General features: G+C 63.1%; 23 protein-coding genes and 1 rRNA gene. 16 read left to right on the top strand and 8 right to left on the bottom strand.

Annotated elements, in window-relative coordinates:
- Positions 1-10: 10 nt before the first annotated feature.
- Genes QZ571_RS00120 through QZ571_RS00100 form a run of 5 tightly spaced genes read right to left on the bottom strand, consistent with a single transcriptional unit; the run spans position 11 to position 3,463 of the window.
- Entirely contained in the window at positions 11-754 is a 744-nt protein-coding gene (locus QZ571_RS00120; protein WP_295529813.1) for a flagellar hook-basal body complex protein, read from the bottom strand.
- 2 nt (positions 755-756) lie between these two features.
- The gene (locus QZ571_RS00115; protein ID WP_295529810.1) at positions 757-1,983 is read right to left on the bottom strand and encodes a flagellar hook protein FlgE; all 1,227 of its coding nucleotides are present in this window, start codon (positions 1,981-1,983) and stop codon (positions 757-759) included.
- Between the two features lie 5 nt (positions 1,984-1,988).
- A complete protein-coding gene (locus tag QZ571_RS00110) occupies positions 1,989-2,663 on the bottom strand; it encodes a flagellar hook capping FlgD N-terminal domain-containing protein (protein ID WP_295529807.1) in 675 nt (224 codons plus the stop codon).
- Positions 2,664-2,682: 19 nt separating this feature from the next.
- Positions 2,683-3,099 carry a flagellar basal body rod protein FlgC gene (gene flgC / locus QZ571_RS00105; RefSeq protein WP_295529804.1) on the bottom strand — a complete coding sequence of 139 codons (417 nt, stop codon included), beginning with the start codon at positions 3,097-3,099 and terminating at the stop codon, positions 2,683-2,685.
- A 4-nt stretch (positions 3,100-3,103) separates the two neighbouring features.
- A complete protein-coding gene (locus QZ571_RS00100) occupies positions 3,104-3,463 on the bottom strand; it encodes a flagellar basal body protein (RefSeq protein WP_295529799.1) in 360 nt (119 codons plus the stop codon).
- Between the two features lie 275 nt (positions 3,464-3,738).
- On the opposite strand from QZ571_RS00100, the gene QZ571_RS00095 reads away from it, so the two are divergent.
- The 15 genes from QZ571_RS00095 to QZ571_RS00025 are packed head-to-tail and all read left to right on the top strand — an operon-like array spanning position 3,739 to position 16,703.
- On the top strand, positions 3,739-4,041 hold the full coding sequence (locus tag QZ571_RS00095; protein ID WP_295529797.1) for a flagellar hook-basal body complex protein FliE: 303 nt from the start codon (positions 3,739-3,741) through the stop codon (positions 4,039-4,041).
- Between the two features lie 8 nt (positions 4,042-4,049).
- Entirely contained in the window at positions 4,050-5,606 is a 1,557-nt protein-coding gene (gene fliF / locus QZ571_RS00090; RefSeq protein ID WP_295529794.1) for a flagellar basal-body MS-ring/collar protein FliF, read from the top strand.
- Entirely contained in the window at positions 5,603-6,604 is a 1,002-nt protein-coding gene (locus tag QZ571_RS00085) for a FliG C-terminal domain-containing protein (RefSeq protein ID WP_295529791.1), read from the top strand. Before fliF ends, QZ571_RS00085 begins: the two co-directional genes overlap by 4 nt.
- A complete protein-coding gene (locus tag QZ571_RS00080; RefSeq protein ID WP_295529788.1) occupies positions 6,601-7,980 on the top strand; it encodes a flagellar hook-length control protein FliK in 1,380 nt (459 codons plus the stop codon). Before QZ571_RS00085 ends, QZ571_RS00080 begins: the two co-directional genes overlap by 4 nt.
- Positions 7,973-8,863 carry a FliM/FliN family flagellar motor switch protein gene (locus QZ571_RS00075; RefSeq protein ID WP_295529785.1) on the top strand — a complete coding sequence of 297 codons (891 nt, stop codon included), beginning with the start codon at positions 7,973-7,975 and terminating at the stop codon, positions 8,861-8,863. Before QZ571_RS00080 ends, QZ571_RS00075 begins: the two co-directional genes overlap by 8 nt.
- Positions 8,844-9,194, top strand: coding sequence for a FliM/FliN family flagellar motor switch protein (locus QZ571_RS00070; protein ID WP_295529782.1), 351 nt, complete (start codon positions 8,844-8,846; stop codon positions 9,192-9,194). Before QZ571_RS00075 ends, QZ571_RS00070 begins: the two co-directional genes overlap by 20 nt.
- On the top strand, positions 9,191-9,469 hold the full coding sequence (locus QZ571_RS00065) for a flagellar biosynthetic protein FliQ (protein WP_295529779.1): 279 nt from the start codon (positions 9,191-9,193) through the stop codon (positions 9,467-9,469). The genes QZ571_RS00070 and QZ571_RS00065 overlap by 4 nt, the downstream gene beginning before the upstream one ends.
- Positions 9,420-11,564 (top strand): flagellar biosynthesis protein FlhA, encoded by a 2,145-nt coding sequence (locus QZ571_RS00060; protein WP_366929928.1) that lies wholly within the window; start codon positions 9,420-9,422, stop codon positions 11,562-11,564. Before QZ571_RS00065 ends, QZ571_RS00060 begins: the two co-directional genes overlap by 50 nt.
- Positions 11,561-12,148, top strand: coding sequence for a sigma-70 family RNA polymerase sigma factor (locus tag QZ571_RS00055; RefSeq protein WP_295529771.1), 588 nt, complete (start codon positions 11,561-11,563; stop codon positions 12,146-12,148). The genes QZ571_RS00060 and QZ571_RS00055 overlap by 4 nt, the downstream gene beginning before the upstream one ends.
- Positions 12,145-12,954 (top strand): flagellar motor protein, encoded by an 810-nt coding sequence (locus QZ571_RS00050; RefSeq protein WP_295529766.1) that lies wholly within the window; start codon positions 12,145-12,147, stop codon positions 12,952-12,954. Before QZ571_RS00055 ends, QZ571_RS00050 begins: the two co-directional genes overlap by 4 nt.
- Positions 12,954-14,072, top strand: a complete 1,119-nt coding sequence (locus QZ571_RS00045) for a flagellar motor protein MotB (RefSeq protein ID WP_295529763.1) — start codon at positions 12,954-12,956, stop codon at positions 14,070-14,072. Before QZ571_RS00050 ends, QZ571_RS00045 begins: the two co-directional genes overlap by 1 nt.
- On the top strand, positions 14,065-14,343 hold the full coding sequence (locus QZ571_RS00040; RefSeq protein WP_295529760.1) for a hypothetical protein: 279 nt from the start codon (positions 14,065-14,067) through the stop codon (positions 14,341-14,343). The genes QZ571_RS00045 and QZ571_RS00040 overlap by 8 nt, the downstream gene beginning before the upstream one ends.
- Complete coding sequence (locus tag QZ571_RS00035) at positions 14,340-14,978, top strand: hypothetical protein (protein WP_295529757.1); 639 nt, start codon at positions 14,340-14,342, stop codon at positions 14,976-14,978. Before QZ571_RS00040 ends, QZ571_RS00035 begins: the two co-directional genes overlap by 4 nt.
- Positions 14,971-16,305, top strand: a complete 1,335-nt coding sequence (locus tag QZ571_RS00030; RefSeq protein ID WP_295529754.1) for a FliI/YscN family ATPase — start codon at positions 14,971-14,973, stop codon at positions 16,303-16,305. The genes QZ571_RS00035 and QZ571_RS00030 overlap by 8 nt, the downstream gene beginning before the upstream one ends.
- Positions 16,302-16,703 carry a hypothetical protein gene (locus QZ571_RS00025; RefSeq protein ID WP_295529751.1) on the top strand — a complete coding sequence of 134 codons (402 nt, stop codon included), beginning with the start codon at positions 16,302-16,304 and terminating at the stop codon, positions 16,701-16,703. The genes QZ571_RS00030 and QZ571_RS00025 overlap by 4 nt, the downstream gene beginning before the upstream one ends.
- 4 nt (positions 16,704-16,707) lie before the next feature.
- Here the strand turns inward: QZ571_RS00025 and QZ571_RS00020 are convergent, their stop codons facing one another.
- From QZ571_RS00020 to QZ571_RS00010, 3 genes are read right to left on the bottom strand one after another with little or no spacing between them, the layout of a single operon-like run.
- Positions 16,708-17,823: a flagellar biosynthesis protein FlhB gene (locus tag QZ571_RS00020; RefSeq protein WP_295529748.1), complete on the bottom strand. Its 1,116-nt coding sequence runs from the start codon at positions 17,821-17,823 to the stop codon at positions 16,708-16,710.
- Between the two features lies 1 nt (position 17,824).
- Complete coding sequence (locus tag QZ571_RS00015; RefSeq protein ID WP_295529745.1) at positions 17,825-18,574, bottom strand: flagellar biosynthetic protein FliR; 750 nt, start codon at positions 18,572-18,574, stop codon at positions 17,825-17,827.
- Positions 18,575-18,602: 28 nt separating this feature from the next.
- A complete protein-coding gene (locus tag QZ571_RS00010; protein WP_295529742.1) occupies positions 18,603-18,896 on the bottom strand; it encodes a flagellar biosynthetic protein FliQ in 294 nt (97 codons plus the stop codon).
- Between the two features lie 1,016 nt (positions 18,897-19,912).
- Between QZ571_RS00010 and QZ571_RS00005 the strand changes: the two genes are divergently transcribed.
- Positions 19,913-20,630: ribosomal RNA gene (locus tag QZ571_RS00005) — 16S ribosomal RNA — on the top strand; the annotation flags it as partial.

The raw sequence follows: 20,630 nt of genomic DNA, 5'->3' as shown, positions 1-20,630 counted from the left end.
GGTATCTCCGTCAGGTCATCAGAATTTGGTCGAGCTCGGTCTGGGTCTGGGCCGACTTGCCCATCACCTGCGTCTCGAGCTGGTAGGTCCGTGAGACCGAGATCAGCTGCATCATCGTTTTAACTGAATCCACGTTGCTGCCCTCAAGGGCACCCTGCTGGACCGACGCGCTGGCCGAGGGTTGGGCCGCTGTGCCTTCGGGCAGGCCATAGAGCGAGTTGCCCAACGGCGTCAGACGACCTCCGGTCGGGGTCTCCGCAAGCATCAGCTTGCCGAAATTCTGCGCCTGGGCGCCCGGCGCTCCGGCTGGGATGCCCGAGATCGTGCCGTCATGCGCGATTGTGAGGTCGCGAAGCTGCGGCAGGCTGATTGGGCGCCCCGAAGGGCTCAGTACCGGTTCGCCCGAGGCGGTCGTCAGCAGGTTTGCGGCGTTCTGCAAAAGGTGTCCGTTGCGCGTGAGCGCCTGCCCGCCATCTGGGGTCTGCACCACGAGCCAGCCGCCCTGAACCGCCACGTCGAGCGGCGCACCGGTCTCTTCGAGCGGGCCGTCGCTGGTATCGGCGTTTTCCCCCAGCGCGATCACGTCCGCGCCGGGCAGCGGGGCGTCGCCCGCATAGGGAAGCGCCATCGCCTCGGTCTGCTGGGCGGCATAGCCCTGCGTGTTCGCGTTCGCGAGGTTCTGAGCAACCGTCTCGAGACGTTCCGAAGACGTCTCGAGACCGGCCATCGAGGTGTAAAGACCACTAAGTGCCATGCTCAGCTGATCTGCAGTAGTTTTTGGACGTCCTGCTGGGCGCCTTGGATCACACTGGTATTGGCTTGGTAGGCCTCTTGATAGTTGATCAGCTCAACCAGTGAGTTCGAGGTCTCCACATTCGATTTCTCGAGCGCGCCTGCGACCAGCGAGCCGTTCACTCCGGCACCGGACTGGTTGACCACCGCGGCGCCGGAATTCGTCGAGGCTTGGAACAGGTTGTGGCTGGTTGGGATCAAACCCTGATTGTTGATGAAGCTCGCCATCGCCAGCGTCGCCACGGTCTTGGTGCGGCCGTTGGAATAGGAGACGTTGACATCCCCATTCGCGCTGACCTTGGTCCCGGTATAGGCGCCCGGCGCGAAGCCGTCATTGGTCAGCGAGTTGATCGCGAAGTCCTGATTGCTCAGGGCAGTCCCTCCGAAATCGAAAGCGATGTTCGAGGGGGCCGCGCCATTGCCCCAGTTCACGTTCAGCGTCGCCTGAGCACCAGAGGTGAGCGTGCCGTCGTTGCCGAAGGACAGGGTGGTGAGTGCCTGCGCCGAGCCCACGGTCGTGCCCGAGGCCGCCTCGGGCTGGGCATAGATCGACCAAGGGCTCGGAGTGGTGGCCGAGGCCGAAGCCGCCTGACGTGCAAAATAGAGCTGGATACGGTTGGCATTGCCCAGTGAGTCAAAGGCGGTGACCGAGGTTGCCTCGTCGAACGTGTTCGAATCCGTCGGATCGAAGGGGGTGGCATTCACCGGGTCGGCCGAGTTGAGCGCCGCGTTCAGGCTGATCTGCGCGCTAGCTTGGGCCGGTTCGGGCGAGGTCGAGATAGAGACCGGGCCAAGCAACCCGTCCGCTTGTCCGTTAGCCTTGATGCCGAAGCCCTGCACCGCAGAGCCGTTGCCGTTCTGAAGCTCGCCGGTCGGGCTGAGCTGGAACCCCCCGTCGCGGCTGTAGCTGGTCGTGCCGTTCTTCTCGGTAATGAAGAAACCGTTGCCCTGAATAGCGAGATCAAGCGCGTTACCGGTGCTCGTCAGGTCGCCTTGCGAAAAATCCTGAGACGTGAAGCTCGCGGTCACGCCTTGGCCGACGCCGTCGCTGCCCCCCGCGGGATAGGTGTCGGAGAAATGCGCAGTGCCTGACTTGAAGCCGACAGTGCTGGCATTGGCGAGGTTATTCGAGACAACATTGAGGCCGGTTTGGGCACCAAGAAGACCGGAAAGGGCGGTATTGAGTGACACTGGGTTCAGCCTCCGAGAACACTTACGATTTGCGATAGATCGACCGGCTGGGTGGCACCGGCGAGCGAAAGGGTGGGGGCGCCACCGGACAGGTTGACGGTCCGGACAGTCGCGTTGTGATAGGTGGTTGCGGCGACCTCCGAAGAGCCGGACGTGGCCGCGACATCGTAGGCGTAGGCGTAGCCCGCGCTGCCGCCGGTCCAGCTAAAATTGCTGAGGCCCGCAGGCAGGTCGTGCAGCGTCAGCGTGTGCATCACCTTGCCGCTCGCGGGGTCGGTGATCTGCACCTTCACCGTGCTGGCCGGTCCCGAGAGGCTGAAGCCGCCCGTCACCGTGCCGTCGGCATTGGCCACCGCGCTTGAGCCGCCTGCCACAGCCACCGTCTTGCCGATCAGGTTGGACGCCTGCCCCAGTTCGGCCGCGCCGGCAATGGCGCCGAGCGAGTCGACCTTGGCGTTGAGCGCATTGATCCCGCTGACAGTGGAGAGTTGGGCGAACTCGTTTGCGAGATCCTGCGGCTTGGTCGGCGAGGTCGGATCCTGATTCTGCATTTGGGCAGTGAGAAGCTTGATGAAATCGGCCTGTGTCAGGCCGCTCAGTCCGGCGCCGTCGGCTCCGGACGTGGCCGGAGCGCTGCTGGTTCCTGCAGCGACACTTGCAGCGGCGGAGGTGTTGGTCATGGCGGTTCCTCGTTCCCGATCAGTCGATGAAGCTTTGCAGCATCGCTTGGTCCAGCCGCGTCGATTGCTGGAGGACCGCGATCTGGGCCTTGTAGCTTTGTGTGGTGCTGATCAGGTCGGTCATCTGCTGCACCTGATCGACATTGGATTGCTGAACGTATCCCTTGTCATCCGCGTAGGGGTTGCCCGGGTCGTAGACCAGCTTGGGCGGCGCGTCGCTTTCGACCACTTCGGCCACGCTCACGCCTGCAGCGGGCGAGCCTTGCAGCACCGGCTCGGCTTTAAAGACGGGTTCGCGGGCTCGGTAAGGCTCACCGCCGGGCGTCGTGATCGAGTCTGCGTTGGCGACATTCGACGCGATCAGGCTCAGGCGTTCGCGATTTGCCAACAGGCCGGAGCCGATAATAGTTGAGACGTCGGGAATGGGGCCAGTCATAAGGTCAGATACCGTTCGGATTCGGGCGTAGCGCGGTGATCAAATCCTTTGTGGATTGATGCAGATAGGTCACCTCGGATTTCATCGCATTTACGTTTTTCAGGGACTCGAGTTTCTCTGCAGTCAAAGAAACATCATTCCCGTCGAGATTAGATGGATTGCCCGCTTTGTATTGAACTTCTCCAAGGGTATTAATTCCCGATTTCAGCGCCGAAGACAGGCTGTTTTCAAAATCGATATCAATTGCGTGATATCCTGGAGTATTCGCGTTTGCCACATTCGATGCGATGAGGCTTTGACGCTGTTCACGCAACGTCAGGTCTGCCTGGGCAAAAGAAAGAAATACAGGGCTACCAGCGGCCATTTTAACTCACATTCTTAGGTTGTGGTGGACGTTATTTCAGCCTGCGCCTAGCCGCAATGTGCAAAGATGTAACAAATGCGTGCGGTCGTCGTGATCTTTAGAAAATTCAGTAAAAACAATTGTATATATGAATATATACTCATTTTCTGGGGTGTGGCTTTTCGGTAACGTTTCAAAATTTCACACACGTTTAACGTTTAAACGATACCGTGAGTTGACCAGTATGGCTCAATGCCATTAGAGGGCATCCCAAACGTAAACGCGCGAGGATTCCGATGTCTGTATTGCCTCTATCTTTAATTGGATTTTCGAACGGACATTCCCTTACCGAAAAGGCGTCGGACGGTGCGAGCGGAGCATCCTTTTTAAAAACTGTAGAATCGGCTCTCAATGCTGTGAGTGATGCTCAGAGTTCTGCAACGTCCGCAGAAAATGCGGTTGCTGCGGGCAAGCCCGGTGCGTCGCAGGCAACTGCTCTGGTTCTCTCCGATCGGGCTGAGATTGGGTGGAATGGCGTGGTGGCTGTGAGAAACGAGGTCGTTTCGGCCTATCAAACGCTCTCTAATATGCAGATCTGACGGACAATATGACTTTAAAGGATGCGCGGGCGTTTGGTTCGAACCTGTTAGCCCGGCTTAAAAACCTACCGCTTTCCATAACGCTCGTCGTGGCAACAGTCGTGCTCGGCATCGCCGTTCTGGCGGCGTTCGAGTTTTCAGGCGAGCGCTACACCGTTCTGTTCGACGGGCTGTCGCCTGCGCGCGGCGGCAAGGTGATCTCCGCGCTCCAGAAAGAGGGTATCCCATATCGCCTGAGCCAGGATGGAAACGTGATCTCGGTCCCCGAATCCGATTTCGGGCGTGCGCGGTTGCGGTTGGGCGTGGCGGGGCTGCCTGAGACGGGCAGCGAGTCAAGCTGGCAGGCGCTCGAGAAGTCATCGGTCACCACCAGCCAGGCCGCCACCCAAGCGTTGCAGTTGCAGGCCACCGAACACAGCTTGCAGGAATCGATCACGGCGCTGTCGGGAGCGAGCCAAGTGCAGGTGCTGCTGGCCGAACCCAAGGATACGCCGTTCCTCGCCGATCAACCGCGACCGAAGGCTTCGGTGATTTTGACTGCCCCTCCCCAGGCGGATCAGGCTATCGGCATGGCGATTGCCAAGGTCGTGGCCGGCGCAGTGCCGGGGCTGGACGAGGCGGATGTCGTCGTGGCCACCAGCGGCGGCATGATTCTTTACCCTCAGGGCGATGTCGGCGATATCGCGCAGCAGCTCGCCGTGTTGAAGCGGATCGAGGCGGCTCAGGAGGCCAAGATACGCAGCCTGTTGGCGCCGATCCTCGGGGCGGGGAACGCGCGCGTCACTGTCTCGGCAGATATTGATTTCGCCGCGACCGAGGAACAGTCGGTTCGTTACGGGCCCAATTCCGTCTTACGCTCAAGCGACGAGCAGTCGCAGACGCGCAACGGCAAGGATCCTGTCGCGATGGGAATTCCTGGGGCGCTGTCGAACCAGCCGCCGGGCAAGACCACCGCGCCGCTGAATGCCAATGGGCAGGGCGCGCAGCCCGCCAACGGCCAGCCGCAGAGCGCGTCGCAACATACCCAGAAGGACTTCGTCGTCGACAAGACCTCGACAACCCGGCGGCCTGCTGCGTGGTCGGTCCGTAAAGTCAGCGCATCGGTGGTGGTGAACAAGGCCGCACTTGGATCGACGAGCCTCGACCAACTCAAGGCGATGATCGGCTCGACCATCGCGGGACCAGTGGGCCAGATTCAGGTAACGAGCGCGAATTTCGTAACCGGAGCCGAGGCTGTCGCGCAGGCACCTGATGCGCAGATGTCGCTGATCGTGCAGGCTGGGTTGCTACTCGTCGCGGCCCTAGGATTCCTGTTCGGCGTGGCGCGCCCGCTGGTGGGCTGGTTGCGCAAGCGGCCAGTGCGGCCTTGGGCCCCGGCACCAGCCCCCGTGGTCGCGATGCCCAAGCCGGCCCTCGAGGACAGCCTGGACGTCGTGCATCTAAAGCGGATCGCCGAACAGGTGGGCGAGGCCGGCAAGGAGCGACCTAAGGCGATGGCCGGCGTGTTGCAGAAATGGCTGTCGGGCGATGTCCCGAGCCTCCAACCGGAGGAGGACGGCGCATGATCGAGCCGGATAGCGGGATGAGCGGGGCAGCGATGGCTGCCTATGTTGTGATGTCGATGGATGAAGAGGCCGCGACACAGGTACTGCGCCACATGGACGAGGCCTCTATCGGCATTCTAACCGCCGCAATGTCGGAGATGCACGAACCTTCCCGCGACGAGGGCGTGCAGATCTATGCCCGGCTGATGGCGGAGCTTGAGGCTGGCGGTGCGATAGCATCGGGCGGTTTCGATGCCTTCGAGTCGCTGCTGTCGCGCGCATTCGGGGACAAGCGCGCCCATGACATGCTTGAGCGGATCATTCGCACCAGAACTTCCGATCTCGACATCCTCTCGAAGATTGACGGACGAACCCTTGCCGATCAGGTCAAGGACGAACGACCGCAATTGCTGGCGGTGCTGCTGGGGCAGATGACACGCTCGGCCGCAGTGGAGTGCCTCAACGCCTTCGATGAAGAGCTGGCGACAGACCTGATCCATCGCTATGCGCGGCTCGAAACGATCCCCAGTGTCGCGCTCGCCGAGTTGAAAAGCATGCTCTCGGACCATCTCGGCACGCAGATCGCGACACAGGCCAGCTCGACGGGGGGCGTGCGTCAGGCCGCTGACCTGCTCAACGGGATGAGTGCCGGTGCCGCGGAACGGGCGCTGTCGCGGATTCGCGAAGAGGATGCAGATCTTGCGGACCGGATCCGCGCGAACATGTTCACCTTCGACGACCTGCTGGGGCTGCCGGACCACTTCCTGCAACAGGTCATCTTTGAGGTCGGGCCCGAGCGGCGTTCCCCCGCGCTGCGTAGTGCCACGGAGCAGACCCGCGAGCGTTTCTTCGCGAATATCTCGCGCAAGGATGCGGCGATCCTCAAGGACGACATCGAGAACGGCCCGATGGTGAAGCGCGCGGATTCGCAGGCTGCCCAGCACGAGTTCGTCGAGGCGGCGATGCGACTGTCGCGAGAGGGTCGGATCTCGCTCAGCAACGAGGAAGATATGGTATGACCCGGACCCTGACGCACGCTCTCCTTCCGTCCAGCGCGGCCGTGCCGGTTGACCGGGCCGCCCGCGCAGATGCGCATCAGGCGCGTGCCTTTGACACGGCCTGCTCTGAGGCCTGTGCCGTGCCCAAGACTGGCGCGCGGGACGATCACACCCGAACGGATCAGGGAGCCGATGTGGAGCGCGCGGGCGCGACGTCGAAAGAAGCGTCGCCGGATGCGCAGACACAGAGCGACACGGCGCTGGTGACAGGGGTTGAGGAAACAGCGCGGGATGACGCCCGACCGATCGCGCCTCGTGACGAGAGTCGTGTGGCAGATCGCAAGGATCTCTCGTCGCTGGACACGATGCTCGCACGGGCCGCCCCTGGTTCGGGGCCCGCGGCTGCGGCGAAGACTGCAAAGAGCGACAAGGCGAGCTCGGTGGCTGAGCCGGGCGCGCAGCAGGCGCATGCGATCCCTTCAAACCGGAACGCCACGTTGCCGCCCCTCCCCCGCGATGTGGACACGACGCCGGTGAAGCCGGCACAGGCTGAGGATCTCGCAATGCGGGCGGTCTCGATCGCCCCTCGCAGGCAGGCCGCAGAGATCGGCGCCGACGGTATGGATCGGTCTGCGCCCGGTGCGGAACAGCTACGCGCGCCGGGGGGGCGGCGCATGCATGATGATAAGCGTCATGACCCTGCCGTGGATGTGATGCCGACCCAGTTGTCGATTCCGCACAGCATCCCGCAAACCCTGCCGCAGCCTGTGACGCCGCACAGCAACCGCGAGACGGAACGCGACGCAGGGGTCGTCGCTGCGCTGGCCGCACCCTCCGCGCCCCAGCCCGGCGCGCTCGGCCCAGTGACCGGACTGGCCCCTGTCCAATCCCTTCCGACAGAACCCGAAACCCAACCGCAATTGCTGCATTCCGCGCTCTCTCTGGCCTCGGACGGGGGTGGCTCGGCCAAGATAACCTTGCATCCGCAATCTCTGGGCACCGTGGTGGTGCGGGTGGACGTGACTGCGCAAGGGGTGACGCACATTCACCTGAGCGCCGAGACCGATGCCGGCTACCGCGCGCTCGCGGCGGAGACGGGGCATCTGGCTCAGAAGCTTGCGCAGGGAGGCCTGAACGTGGGCTCGGTGCAGGCCGCGATGGCGGGCATGCCGGGCGGCACCAATGTACTGACGCCGCAGCCCGGAGTGGCGGGGGGGGCTCAGGCGCCCCAGTCCGGATTCGCCGATGCAGGGGGCGCGGGCGGTTTCGCAGGCGATGCGCAGCACCAGCATGCAGGGGGCGACCAGCATCGGCCGCACCCGCAAGACACCCCGTGGGAAGCGCCTCTTCCGCCTGCAGGAGAGAGCGACGACAAGACGGTGAAAGCCTATGCCTGACACCCCCGAATTCGAGCCCATCGACCTGATCAACCCGACCACGGTCTTCGTCAATCGTCTGCCCGACATGTCGGGCGTGGTTGAACGCTTGTTCCGCTATTTCCGGACTCAGCTGTTTCAGGAATTTAGGTTCGGCGTCGAGATCCAAGAGGGCAAGTTCCAAATCGTCAACCACGACGCTTATCTCGCTCCGCGCGACGGTTACCACCTGTTCGCCATCCTCAACCTCTCGCCAATCCGGGGGCTGTCGCTGGTGACGTTGGACGGTGCGCTTCTGGCTGCGTTGGTCGATGACCTGTTTGGCGCCGATGCACCCGCGCCTGAAGACAAGCTGCAGCCGCAGATCTCGAACATGGAAGCCCGGATCGGTCGCCGGCTGATTGAAATGATAGGGCCTGCGATCAGTGCCGCTTTCCAACAGTATTTCGTGGTCCAGCCCGAGGTCGTGCGCACCGAAGGCTTCGCCGCTCTGGCCTCAGTGGGCGATGCGGTCGAGCCGTTCTGCAAGATGTCGGCCCAGGTCAGCTTGCCTGCGGGCGGCGGAACGATCTCCGTCGCGATTCCCTATCGCGGGCTGGAACCCTACCGTGAGATCCTCGGCTCGCCTGCTGGTGGCCAGGCCGAGCTGGAGGCACGCAGTAGGTGGACCGACCACCTGTCCGAGGCGATCGAAGAGGTGCCCGTCGAGATCGGCTTCGAAATCGGCACGGTCTCGATGTCGGCGGGTGGTTTGTCCGCGCTGGCCGTGGGCGACATGCTTCCATTGACCTTCCATCGCAATGCCCGCGCGGTGATCGGCAAGACCACGATCGCAGACATTTCCTATGGGGCTGTCGGCCCGAATTACGGAGTTTTCTTTGAAAATGACCAACAAAAAAAATGAGCCCTCCGATCAGACGCCGGTTCAGGTCGATCCGCTTGAGCCGCCGGTCGACACCGCAGGCGCTGCGCGTGCAATCCCTGCAACCACGGTCGATTCCGTGCGCGTGACCATGGTCGTCGAGATCGGTCGCGTGAACATGACGATCAAGGAACTGCGCGGCACCCGGCAGGGCACGGTGATCCCGCTCGATCGAGCAATCGGCGAGCCGATAGACATTCGCGCCAATGGTAGCCTGATTGCGCGAGGCGAGGTGGTCTCGACCGAGGGCCACAAATACGGCATCCGGGTAACGGAGATCGTTGGAACGGACGACTCGGATCATCCGGCATGACGGTGCCGGACTGGTTCAGCTTAGGCGCTGTGAACACTTTCCTCGCCATCGCGGGGCCGGCGCTTGCGACCTGCCTACTGCTTGGCGTTGGTGGTGCGATTTTGCAAACCACGACCCAGGTTCGCGAGGCTGCGCTGGGCTTCGTGCCCAAAGTGATCGGGCTGCTGGTCCTCGTGGCGCTCGGCGGCGGCATGATGCTGCGCTTTGCCGAGAACTATACCACCCATGTTTTCCAATCGATTCCCGAAATCGTTCATGCCCACGCCAGCCGTTAAGCCAGTCATATCACTTCCGCGGCCGTCGATAACCTCGTGGCTGGCCGGCCCCGCCATCGTCGGCGCGGTGCTGACGATGTTGATTGTGCCTCTTTCGCCCCTGGCGATCTCGTTGATGTTTGCGGTCAATATCGCCGCCGGGCTGGTGATCCTGGCCGCGGCGATCTATGTCACCGAGGCCTCCGATCTGCTCTCCTTCCCCTCGATCCTGTTGGCGACCACGCTGATGCGACTGGGGCTGAACGTCGCGACGGCTCGTGCGATCCTGCTCAACGGCTATACGGGGCCGGGGGCGGCGGGCTCGGTCGTCGAGAGCTTCGGTCGCCTCGTCGTGGGCGGCAATTACGTGATCGGGATCATTATCTTTTGCATCCTGATCGTGATCAACTTCGTGGTCATCACCAAGGGGTCGAGCCGGGTCGCCGAGGTCTCTGCGCGTTTCATGCTCGACTCTCTGCCCGGCCGTCAGATGGCGATCGACGCGGATGTGAATGCCGGCACGCTGAGTGCGAAAGAGGCCGAACGGCGGCGCGGTCAGCTGCGCGCCGAAGCCGATTTCTTCGGCGCGATGGACGGCGCGTCGAAATTCGTGCGCGGCGATGTGGTCGCGGCCATGGTGATCCTTGTCGTCAATCTTGTGGGCGGGCTGTTGGTGGGGATGCTCCAGCACGGGCTGCCGCTTGCGGTCGCGGCGCAAAGCTACACGCTGCTCACGATCGGCGACGGGGTGGCGGCCCAGATCCCCTCGCTCACGATCTCGATTGCTGCCGGTCTGATCGTGACGCGGGTGTCCAACGGCCAGAACATCTCGAACCAGATTGTTGGCCAGATCTCCAATCATCCCGAGGCTATGCTGGTCGCGGGTGCGCTTTTGCTGATCCTTGGGCTGGTGCCGGGCATGGCACATCTACCCTTCCTCGGCTTCGGTGCGATCTTGGGTGCGACGGGACTGCGCGGGGTGCAACGCAAGCGGCGTGCGCAGGAGGCGGAAACCGCCGAGCCTGCTCCCGCGGCGGCCGACCAGAAGCCGGCTGCGGTCGATGTCTCGAGCGTCCAGACGGTGGATCCATTTGGCCTAGATATCGGCTTTGCGCTGGTGCCGCTAATCGGCGAGCAGGCTCCGGGCAAACCGACCCTGATGACCCGGCTGACTGCCATTCGCACCCGCTTTAGCAAGCAGATCGGCTTCGTGCTGCCCAATATCCACATCCGCGATTCCGAGCAGGTCCGGCCGCAGGAATACCGCTTCGTCATCCGCGGCGGCGTGATTGGCCGCGGCGAGGTCTTTCCCGGCCAGATGCTTGCGATCGAGACCGATAACATCATCGACCGGATCTCCGGCGGGCGGCCCGCGAAGGAGCCCGTCTTCGGCACTGACGCGCTCTGGATTGGCGAGGCGATGGTGGCCGATGCCGAGACCGCTGGTTACACCGTCGTTGATCCCTCGAGCGTCATCGCGACGCATCTCGATGCAATGCTCAAGCGGCATGCCTGGGAGATGCTTGGCCGCGGCGAGGTCGAGGAAATCGTCGGCCATTACGCGCGCAGCCACCCGAAGCTAATCGAGGACCTGCGTGCGCGCTACCAGATGGGGATGGTGCGTCAGGTGCTCTCGGGTCTGGTCGCCGAGATGGTCCCGATCCGCGATTTCGAACGGATCGCCGAGGCCATGGTTGATGCGCCGGAAGCTGCAACGCGCGATCCGGAAATGTTGCTTGCTGCCGTTCGCCAGCGGATCTCGCGGCTTCTCATCGCGCCCTATCTGGGCGAGGGGCAGGTACTTCAGGTGCTCGCGCTCGATCCCGAATTCGAGGGGATCGTGATCAAGTCGATCGAGACAGCGCGCGCCCAGAACAGCTCTGCGATCTCCGAGCCGGGCATCATGCGGATGCTGCGCGCGGCTGCCGCCTCGGGCAAAGAGCTGGCGGCCTCGCGGGGTGTCAAGCCGGTGCTCGCCGTGCCTGGGTCTTGCCGCCGGGCGATCGCGCGCGTGATTGCTGACAGCTTCGCGGTGATTGCGCTCGAGGAGATCCCTGATAACCAGCCCACGACCGTGCTCGGGGTGATCCGCCCGCCTGAAGAGGCCGCACAATGAGCGCCCCGCAGCAAGACCCCAGTCCGGGCGTTCCCGAGCCCGAAGAGGTGCTGGTCCAGAGCGGTAAATGGATCACGCGCACCGCCTGGCGACTGCATGGCCGGATGCCCTGGGCCGAGGTGGACGACATGGTCCAGACCGGCGTGCTGACCGCGCTTGAGCTGCGCGACCGCTTTGATCCCGCGCGCGGCGTGCCCTTCCCGGTCTTCATCAAGCCACGGGTGCTGGGCGCGATGATCGACATCTCGCGCCGTGCGGGCTCGATAAAGCGCCGCGAGGAGGCCTATGTCGCCGAGAGCGAGAGTGTCACGCCCGATGATGCGCTTGACCTGATCATCGGTTGCGAGAGCGCCGATATTCTCGCAGAGGAAATCGAAAAGCTACCTGAAGATGAACGCACAGCGATCTCGCTGTTCTACCTTGAGGAGCTTCGTAACAAGGATGTCGCGGGGATCATGGGGGTCACGGAAGTGCGCGTCGTGCGCTACCGCGAACGCGCCCTCACGCGCCTCGCTGCGGCAATCCATCAAAGGACCTTCATGACCGACCAACAATTCGAAGAAACCGCGGGAGAGAGTTTATGAGTGCCATTCTGGGAATTCTCCTCGGGATATCCGCGATCATCCTGACCAGCCAGCTCGAAGGCGACCCGTTGCTGGCGCTCTTCAAGGTCGATGCCGCCGTCATCGTGTTCGGCGGGTCGATCTCGGCATTGCTCGTGCATGCTGAATGGCGCTCGATTGTGAACGCGGTCAAGCAGGCAAGCTGGCTCGTCAAGCCGCCGCCAACCGATACCGTGAAGCTGATTGGGGACATGTATGATTGGGCGGGCATCATGCGCAGCTCCAGTGCGCTCGCGCTTGAGGATGCCGCCGATGAGGTCGACGATCAGTTCCTTAAGGTCGGACTGGGTCTGATCGTGGCTGGCCAGAGCTACGAGGAGGTGCGCGACGTTCTCTATACGCTGGGCGATATCGAGGATCGCGAGAATGGCCAGGGCGGCGAGATCTGGGAGGCTGCCGGAGGCTACGCGCCCACGATCGGCGTGCTGGGCGCCGTTTTGGGGCTGATCCACGTCATGCTGCGGCTTAACCATCCTGACGAACTCGGTCCGGGGATCGCTACCGCCTTCGTCGCAACGATCTACGGGGTGGGGGCGGCAAACCTCGTCTTTTTCCCGCTCGGCAACCGTCTGAAAGCGATCGCGGGCGGGCGTACGACCTATCGCGAGATGGCGACCGAGGGGCTGCTGCAGCTTTCGAAGGGGACGACCAACCCGATGCGGCTGCGCGAGCGGCTTGAGAACATGCTCGAATCGCGTCGCCGTTCTGGCCTTGACCAAGAGACCGAGGCCGAGGGTGAGAACGTACAGGACCAGAAGGCAGGCTGATGGCACACAGAAGCGGTGACTTCCGCCGATCGCGGCGGGATACGGGGCACAAGCCGAACCACGAGCGCTGGATGATTTCGTATGCGGATCTCCTGACGTTGATGCTGGCGCTGTTCATCGTGCTCTATGCGACCTCGGCGCAAAATACGTCGAAAATGAATGCGATGGCGTCGAGCATGATGGTTGCATTCTCGGGCACGCCACCGTCGCTGATCCAGAAACCGTCTTCGCCGCACGGCCCCAAAAGTCAGCTTCCGAAGGCCAAGACCCTTCCGGCCGAAGCCCCGCCAATGCCCAAGACGCCTGCAGTCCCGCAGAACGTCCATCACCTGGACAAGGTGTCGTCGCTGCCGGTTGATCGATTGACGCAGCAGGAGCAGCGCGACCTCCAGCCTTCGATCAAGGCGATCAAAGCGTTGCGCGATAAGCTTCATTCGCTGTTGCAGCCTGAGATCAAGGCCAAGTCGATTTCCATCGATTCCACGCCGCTTTCGATCAATATCCAGCTTAACGCGAAGATCTTGTTCGGCAATGGGGCCGCCGATTTGACAAAGGGGGCGGTCAAGATACTCACGCCCCTGGCTCAGACGCTCGGCGCGATCCCGAAAGGCTACCGTATCTCGATTCACGGCTATACCGATAACCAGCCGATCCACACCAAGGAGTTCCCGTCGAACTGGCAATTGTCGACGGCGCGCGCGCTCAGCGTGGTGCTGTTGTTCGTGGACAATGGCGTGGCCGGTGAGGCGCTTAGCGCCGAGGGGTTCTCGAAATACCACCCGATCGCGAGCAATGACACCGCGCAGGGACGCCAGCAGAACCGCCGCGTCTCGATCGTGATCTCGGCGCCCAAGCCGGGGCAAGAAGCCCCGTCCGCGCAGTCCGGCGACCCCGCCGCTAAACCTGCGCCAGAACGTAGCGGGCTTTCGACATCGGTCGGGAACACGGCGGGTCCGGAGGCGGGGCCGCCGAAACCATCCCCTGCGGGTATCTCTGGTCCCACGGGCGCGCTTGCGCCGGCCCCGGCAGCAAGACCGATCATCAAGCCGAAGCCAGGGCAGGGGAGCCCGGACCAGACACCGAAATCACAAGCAACGGCGGACGCGAAGCATGGCTAAGACGAAACAAAAAGGCGCAGGAAAGACCGCCGACGCACCCGCCGCCCAGCGGCCGATCCGCCCCTTCTTCGCAGGTGTCAGCATTGCGTCGCTCTGGGGCGCGCTCCATGTGCCGGTGTTCCTGAGGGTAATGATGATTGGTGGGTTCGCGGCGAAGCTGTTGGCCATCGCCATCGTCGCGAGCGGTGTCCTGATGGCGCTGATGGAAGCCGCAGTTTTGGTGGGGCGTCAGCTGCCGCAACTGCGGGAGGCCCTGTCGAGGTTGCCATGAGACACCCCTTTCGCATCCTGTCCGCGCCCGAACCTCCCGCCGAGACGCCCGAGGGCGAGGCCTTGGAGCAAAGCCTTCAACGCCAGCGCGCGGACGCGGCCGAGGCCGCTCAAGCAGCCGAGGCGGAGGAGCGCGCCCAGCTGCGCAAGAACGCCGCGCAGGAAGGGTACGAGGAAGGGTTGCGGCGAGGCCGTGCCGAGGCGCTCGAGGCCATCAAGGGCGCGATTGGCCCGGCGGTGGAACGGCTGCAGGCAGCCACCGAGCGCCATGATCGCGAATGCGACGCGGTGCGCGCAGCAATGGCGCGAGCCGCAATCACCCTTGGCCAGACCCTAGCCGAGACACTCGTGGGGGTCCCCCGGCCCTTCGACCGCGAGTCGTTGCTCGCGGGGATGCTCGAAGAGGCCCGCGAGGAGGGCGTGCAGGAAGCCACCTTGGTTTGCCGCGCCGCTCCGAAGACGCTGGCCGAGATCGGGCAGGCCTTTCCCGATGCGCTCACGATGCGCGAGGACCGCGAGATGCGGCCAGGTGGCTTTGTGATCGAGCTGAACGATGACGGGGCCACTATCAATCGCTGGGATGCCTCGATCGAGCGCATGGAGCGGGTCATCCGTGAGCTGAACTCCGATGTCTGAGACTGCGCGCGAGATCGAATTGGCCGCGCAGGCGTGGCTGGCAGGCCATCTGCCGAGGCTGGAGCCGTCCGAGCGCAGCGGCGCGGTGCTGCGCACCGAGGGCGAGCTGATCACGGCGAGCAATCTTGCAGTGCCGATCGGCTCGCGCTGCACGATCGCCACAAGGGTCGGCCCGATCGGGGCCGAGGTGGTGGGCTTTGACGGGCGACTCACGCTTCTGATGGCGGATCGTTCGCTCAAGGGGTTGCAACGCGGCAACCGGGTGACCGCCGTGCCGGGTGGCGTCTCTGTGACGGTGGGCGCGGGGCTTCTGGGCCGGGTGCTCGACGCCTATGGCAACCCTCTCGATGATCGACCGCCGCCCGCGACCGGGCAGAGCTGGCCGCTTGAGGGGGTGCCGATAAACCCGATGCATCGTCAGCGCCTGACACAACCGCTTGACGTGGGCGTGCGCGCGCTCAACGGGTTGACCACGTTGGGCCTCGGGATGCGCACGGGGCTTTTTGCGGGCAGTGGCGTGGGCAAGAGTACGCTTTTGGGGATGATCGCGCGCCATGCCAAGGTGGATTGCTGCGTTCTGGCGATGATCGGCGAGCGTGGACGCGAGGTGCGCGAGTTCATCGACGACCACTTGGGTGAGGCGCTTGCCCGATCTGTCGTGGTGGTCAGCGCCGCCGACACGCCCCCGCTCGCGCGGATGCTCGGAGCGCAGCGCGCGGCCTCTATCGCGGAAGGATTCCGCGCCGAGGGGCGGAACGTGTTGCTGCTGGTGGATTCGCTTACGCGTCTCGCGATGGCGGGCCGCGAGATCGGGCTGTCGGTGGGCGAGCCGGCCGCGACACGCGGCTACCCGCCTTCGGTCTTCGCCAAGCTTGCGAGCTATGTCGAGCGCGCCGGGATGGGCGGGCCGGGACAGGGCTCGATCACCGGGCTCTACACCGTGCTCGTGGAGGGCGATGACCATGTTGGCGACCCAGTGGCCGATACCGCGCGCTCGGTGCTTGACGGGCATGTCGTGCTTTCGCGGCGCATGAGCGAGGCCGGAATCTACCCGCCCGTGGATATATCGATGTCGCTCTCGCGTCCGATGCCCAGTCTTGTCGAGCGCGATCACAACGCGGCCGCGATGCGCTTTCGTTTCCTGTGGTCGCGCCTGCAGGAGAAGCGCGAGCTGGTCGATATCGGGGCCTATGCGCCCGGCCGCGACACGGTGCTTGACGATGCGCTCGCGCGTGCGCCGCAGATGGAGGCATTCCTGCGGCAGGGCTCACACGAGAACATCCCGCTGGGCGACGCCGAGGCGCGGCTGCGGGAGATTCTGTCATGACGCTCTCGCACAAGACCCTGCGCTTGCTCACGGTACTCTCGAATCGCGACAAGATTCGCGCCGAACAGGCGACGGCAGAGGCCGCGCAACGTCTCGCCGCGCTCGACAGGCAATCGGCGACGCTTTCGGGCTATGTCAACGGCCTCTCGGAGCGGCTGGCGGAGCCGGGCACGCGCAGCGGGATCGAGCTGCGCGCCTATGCGCAGTTTATCGAGATGGGGCTGCGGGCGCGGGCGCAAAACGAGCAAGCGATCAGGGCCGGGCAGGCGGCGCAGACGGCCGCGCTCGACACGCTGGCGAGCGCCACCGAGAAGCACAAGTCGCTTCTACGCGTGGTGGAGCGGGGGGAGGCCGCCGCCGAGATCCTCGCCGAGCGCACCTCCGAGCGTCGCGAGTGACGGCCTATTCGGGCGGCATCCCAGTCGCCTCGAGCGCATCGGGGAAACGCGGGTGCTCGGGCTTGTCGCCGCCCGCCGCCCGCCACGTATCCATCCGCCAGACATAGGCCAGAACTTCGGCCACCGCGCGGTAAAGATGGCCGGGGATCGGACGATCGACCTCGACCTGCCGGTGAAGTGCGCGCGCGAGCGGCGGTGCCTCGACCAGTGGCACGCCATGGATGCGAGCCTGCTCGATGATCGGCAAGGCGTTGATATCCACCCCCTTCGCGACGACCATCGGCACGCCGTCACTTTCGCGTCGATAGCGTAAGGCCACCGCGTAATGGGTGGGATTCGTCACCACCATCGTCGCGCTCTTGACCGATTGCACCTGCCTTGCCTGCGCGGCCTTGCGCATCAGGGCGCGGCGGCGCGCGCGCACATGCGGGTCGCCATCGTTCTTCTTCGCCTCGTCCTTGATCTCCTTGTCGGTCATCTTGAGCTGGCGCCGGTTCAGCCATGCCTGAATGCCGATATCGGCTATGGCGAGCAGCAGCGCGCCACCGGTCGCGCCTAGGATCACATGGAAGGCCGGACCGCCTAGGGTCGCCAGCGAGATTTCGCGCAGGTTAGCCAATGCGAGAAGCTGGAATTTCTGGTTCACGTAGGCGGCCCAGCCTGCGCCGCCAATCACGATGATCTTGACCGCCGACTTACCGATCTCGATCAGGTTCGAAAGCGAGAAGATCTGGCCCCAAGATTTCCCAGGATCGACCCGCTCGAGCTTGGGCATCAGCAGCATGAAGGACATCATCCAGCCGCCCGAGCCGAGGCCCGCGAGGAAGGCCAGCGCCCCGGTTGCCGCCAAGAATACGCCCAGCATCATGGCGAATTCGAGATCGAGCGCCGCGACCGATCCGGGATCGGCGGTGCCCACCGCGCGCAGACTGGCCGCCAGCCAGCGTGACGCGAGCCCGGAGAGCGCGCCGCCGCTGATGAAGACGATCAGGATCGTGCCGAGCGTGATGGCGGCCTTGGGCAGGTCATTCGAACGCTTGATCTGGCCCTTTTCCCGCGCCTTTCGTAATCGCTCCGGTGTCGGGTCGTGTTTTTTCTCGGCGTCGCTGTCTTCGGCCATCTCAGAGCCCCTTGCCGATCAGCTGCGATAGCGCGTGCGCCCCCGCGACCATCAACTGGCCCACCATCGGCTCGATGAAGAAGATGGTGGAGCCGATCACCCAGATGCCGCCGAGAAAGAGAATCGGGAAGCCGACCGAGAAGATATTGAGATTGGGCGACAACGCGTTGGCCAACCCGATTGAGAGGTTGAGCGCGAGCGCCGCGGCCAGTGCGGGCAGGGCGAGGATCGTGCCCGAGCTGAGGATCACCCCGGCATAGGAGGCCAGTTCGTGCAGCGCGATCTGGCTTGGCAGGCCCGAGGGGAAGCTACGGAAGGAATGGGCGACCGCGAGGATCGTCCAGAACATGCCACCCGCGCCGAGATAGACCAGCAGGCCGGTCATGTTCAGGATGTTGTAGAGAACCGGCGGCTCTGAAGAGAGGTCGAGCCCTGAGGTGCGCGCGAAGTTCGACCCGATCGCCGCGCCCGCGATCTCGCCCGCCGCGCCGATGGTCGAGACGATGATTCGGCCCACCAGCCCGAGTCCGGCGCCGAACGAGATCTGCACGAGCCCGGCATAGATAATAGCGATCACGTTGTCTGGCAGTGGCGGCCATGGCCCGCCCCAGGCCCCGAGGCAGGCGGCGAAGAGGGCCGACATCAGCACCCGGTGCAGCACGGGGATGTTGCGCGAGCCCAGCACCGGCGCGGTGAGGAAGACACCCGTCATGCGCAAGAACGGCCAGAACGCGGCGGCGAGCCATGCCATGATCAGGTCTTGGGGAACCTCCACCATCTCAGTGCCAGTCCTGCGCAACGAGTGAGGGGATCGCCGCGATCCAAGCATGGGCGAGATGGGTCAGCGTCTCGTAGATCAGCATGCCCGATGAGCTCGCGAAGACCAGCACGATTGTCAGCTTTGCCCCCATCGCAAGTGCCCCGTCCTCAATCTGGAGCGCGCCTTGGACCACTGCGATGAGAATGCCGACCAGAACGATCCCCGCGATCAGCGGAGTCAGCGCGTAGGCCAGCGTGATGAGCGCGTGATGGAGCAGCTCGAGCGGGACCACGTTCTTGGACGCGCCGCTCATTCTGGAAAACTCTCTGGGATGTGCCAGCTATACGCAATGATCAGGTTCAAGGCCTCCCCCAGTGATTTCGGGCGCGCCGGCGGCACGCCTGGGACAACAGTGGTTCACAAGACAGGCACTCACACAGATGATCGGGTCTAGAACAGCGCGTGAGAGGGCTCAAGGCCGTGTCGGGGGGCGAGTGGGAAAAACTTACGCCGATTCGTCCCGGATATGGGCTGGGCTCTCCCCTGCGCGTATCCGGGGCGAATCGGAACGCCAGCGCTTGCCCCCCCCTTTGCTCCCAAGTCGAATGCACGAGGGGCCTTGTCCGCAAAACCCCGGGGAATGGGCCCCGTCCTGCGCATCGATGAGTATCCTCACCGCGCAGCCCGTCCAAAACGAGCTTGATTCTATCTTCGGAGGAATGCAGCTTGCGCCCCTCTCATCGATACTGCGTATCAACTGTCGGGCCGCGGTGGCGCGCTTGATATCTTAGACAATCTTCTCGCCGAATCTTTTGGCTGCCTTTCTCATCATCACCTTCAGTGGTTACGATGCGCCAGAAGCTTTCTCCTCTCAAATTACCCTATTTGGACCCATTGGCGCTGGCGTCAGAAAGTTTTTTTAAAAAAGTGGTTGCGGAGGTCGGGGAGTATCCGTAGAACCCCCCTCACCGAAGCAGCAAACGACGCAGCGACGGTAGCCGGAAGTGCTGCAAGGTGCTGAAAAGCGAAACAAAATTTGGAGTAAGGTTTGCAGGTCGCGCCCCAAGAGATTGAGGTGTCGCCGGTTTATTTTGTCTCTGTGCTCTTTGACATTGCTATTTATCTGAAGAGATATGTGGGCGGTTTGGTCGATTTCGACGTTTAACCGTAGCATATCGGCTCATTAGGATTTCGGTCCGATGATATGAGTGTCAGCTTCACTGTTTGTCGGCTTCACGCGAGTGGAACGATAAGCAGAAGATGATGTTTAACTTAGGTTAGACACAGATGTGCGAAGGTTCGACGTCAAGGATCTGCGAATGCAGATTTCAACTTGAGAGTTTGATCCTGGCTCAGAACGAACGCTGGCGGCAGGCCTAACACATGCAAGTCGAGCGAGATCTTCGGATCTAGCGGCGGACGGGTTAGTAACGCGTGGGAATATACCCTTTGGTACGGAATAGCCCTGGGAAACTGGGAGTAATACCGTATGTGCCCTTCGGGGGAAAGATTTATCGCCAAAGGATTAGCCCGCGTTGGATTAGATAGTTGGTGGGGTAATGGCCTACCAAGTCGACGATCCATAGCTGGTTTGAGAGGATGATCAGCAACACTGGGACTGAGACACGGCCCAGACTCCTACGGGAGGCAGCAGTGGGGAATCTTAGACAATGGGCGCAAGCCTGATCTAGCCATGCCGCGTGGACGATGAAGGCCTTAGGGTTGTAAAGTCCTTTCAGCTGGGAAGATAATGACGGTACCAGCAGAAGAAGCCCCGGCTAACTCCGTGCCAGCAGCCGCGGTAATACGGAGGGGGCTAGCGTTGTTCGGAATTACTGGGCGTAAAGCGCACGTAGGCGGATTATTAAGTGAGGGGTGAAATCCCAGGGCTCAACCCTGGAACTGCCTCTCATACTGGTAGTCTTGAGTTCGAGAGAGGTGAGTGGAATTCCGAGTGTAGAGGTGAAATTCGTAGATATTCGGAGGAACACCAGTGGCGAAGGCGGCTCACTGGCTCGATACTGACGCTGAGGTGCGAAAGCGTGGG

Source organism: uncultured Thioclava sp., from assembly GCF_913064665.1.
Classification (GTDB): Bacteria; Pseudomonadota; Alphaproteobacteria; order Rhodobacterales; family Rhodobacteraceae; genus Thioclava; species Thioclava arctica.
The sequence above is the reverse complement of the archived record's forward strand: the minus strand, read 5'-3'. Positions and strand labels throughout refer to the sequence as shown.

Coding starts and splice junctions, on each gene's coding strand:
- QZ571_RS00075 (WP_295529785.1), top strand. CDS start 7,973: ATGCCTGACACCCCCGAATTCGAGCCCATCGACCTGATCAACCCGACC.
- QZ571_RS00080 (WP_295529788.1), top strand. CDS start 6,601: ATGACCCGGACCCTGACGCACGCTCTCCTTCCGTCCAGCGCGGCCGTG.
- QZ571_RS00100 (WP_295529799.1), bottom strand. CDS start 3,463: ATGGCCGCTGGTAGCCCTGTATTTCTTTCTTTTGCCCAGGCAGACCTG.
- QZ571_RS00020 (WP_295529748.1), bottom strand. CDS start 17,823: ATGGCCGAAGACAGCGACGCCGAGAAAAAACACGACCCGACACCGGAG.
- QZ571_RS00085 (WP_295529791.1), top strand. CDS start 5,603: ATGATCGAGCCGGATAGCGGGATGAGCGGGGCAGCGATGGCTGCCTAT.
- QZ571_RS00050 (WP_295529766.1), top strand. CDS start 12,145: ATGAGTGCCATTCTGGGAATTCTCCTCGGGATATCCGCGATCATCCTG.
- QZ571_RS00065 (WP_295529779.1), top strand. CDS start 9,191: ATGACGGTGCCGGACTGGTTCAGCTTAGGCGCTGTGAACACTTTCCTC.
- fliF (WP_295529794.1), top strand. CDS start 4,050: ATGACTTTAAAGGATGCGCGGGCGTTTGGTTCGAACCTGTTAGCCCGG.
- QZ571_RS00045 (WP_295529763.1), top strand. CDS start 12,954: ATGGCACACAGAAGCGGTGACTTCCGCCGATCGCGGCGGGATACGGGG.
- QZ571_RS00055 (WP_295529771.1), top strand. CDS start 11,561: ATGAGCGCCCCGCAGCAAGACCCCAGTCCGGGCGTTCCCGAGCCCGAA.
- flgC (WP_295529804.1), bottom strand. CDS start 3,099: ATGACTGGCCCCATTCCCGACGTCTCAACTATTATCGGCTCCGGCCTG.
- QZ571_RS00095 (WP_295529797.1), top strand. CDS start 3,739: ATGTCTGTATTGCCTCTATCTTTAATTGGATTTTCGAACGGACATTCC.
- QZ571_RS00010 (WP_295529742.1), bottom strand. CDS start 18,896: ATGAGCGGCGCGTCCAAGAACGTGGTCCCGCTCGAGCTGCTCCATCAC.
- QZ571_RS00025 (WP_295529751.1), top strand. CDS start 16,302: ATGACGCTCTCGCACAAGACCCTGCGCTTGCTCACGGTACTCTCGAAT.
- QZ571_RS00040 (WP_295529760.1), top strand. CDS start 14,065: ATGGCTAAGACGAAACAAAAAGGCGCAGGAAAGACCGCCGACGCACCC.
- QZ571_RS00070 (WP_295529782.1), top strand. CDS start 8,844: ATGACCAACAAAAAAAATGAGCCCTCCGATCAGACGCCGGTTCAGGTC.
- QZ571_RS00035 (WP_295529757.1), top strand. CDS start 14,340: ATGAGACACCCCTTTCGCATCCTGTCCGCGCCCGAACCTCCCGCCGAG.
- QZ571_RS00015 (WP_295529745.1), bottom strand. CDS start 18,574: ATGGCATGGCTCGCCGCCGCGTTCTGGCCGTTCTTGCGCATGACGGGT.
- QZ571_RS00030 (WP_295529754.1), top strand. CDS start 14,971: ATGTCTGAGACTGCGCGCGAGATCGAATTGGCCGCGCAGGCGTGGCTG.
- QZ571_RS00060 (WP_366929928.1), top strand. CDS start 9,420: ATGTTTTCCAATCGATTCCCGAAATCGTTCATGCCCACGCCAGCCGTT.
- QZ571_RS00110 (WP_295529807.1), bottom strand. CDS start 2,663: ATGACCAACACCTCCGCCGCTGCAAGTGTCGCTGCAGGAACCAGCAGC.
- QZ571_RS00120 (WP_295529813.1), bottom strand. CDS start 754: ATGGCACTTAGTGGTCTTTACACCTCGATGGCCGGTCTCGAGACGTCT.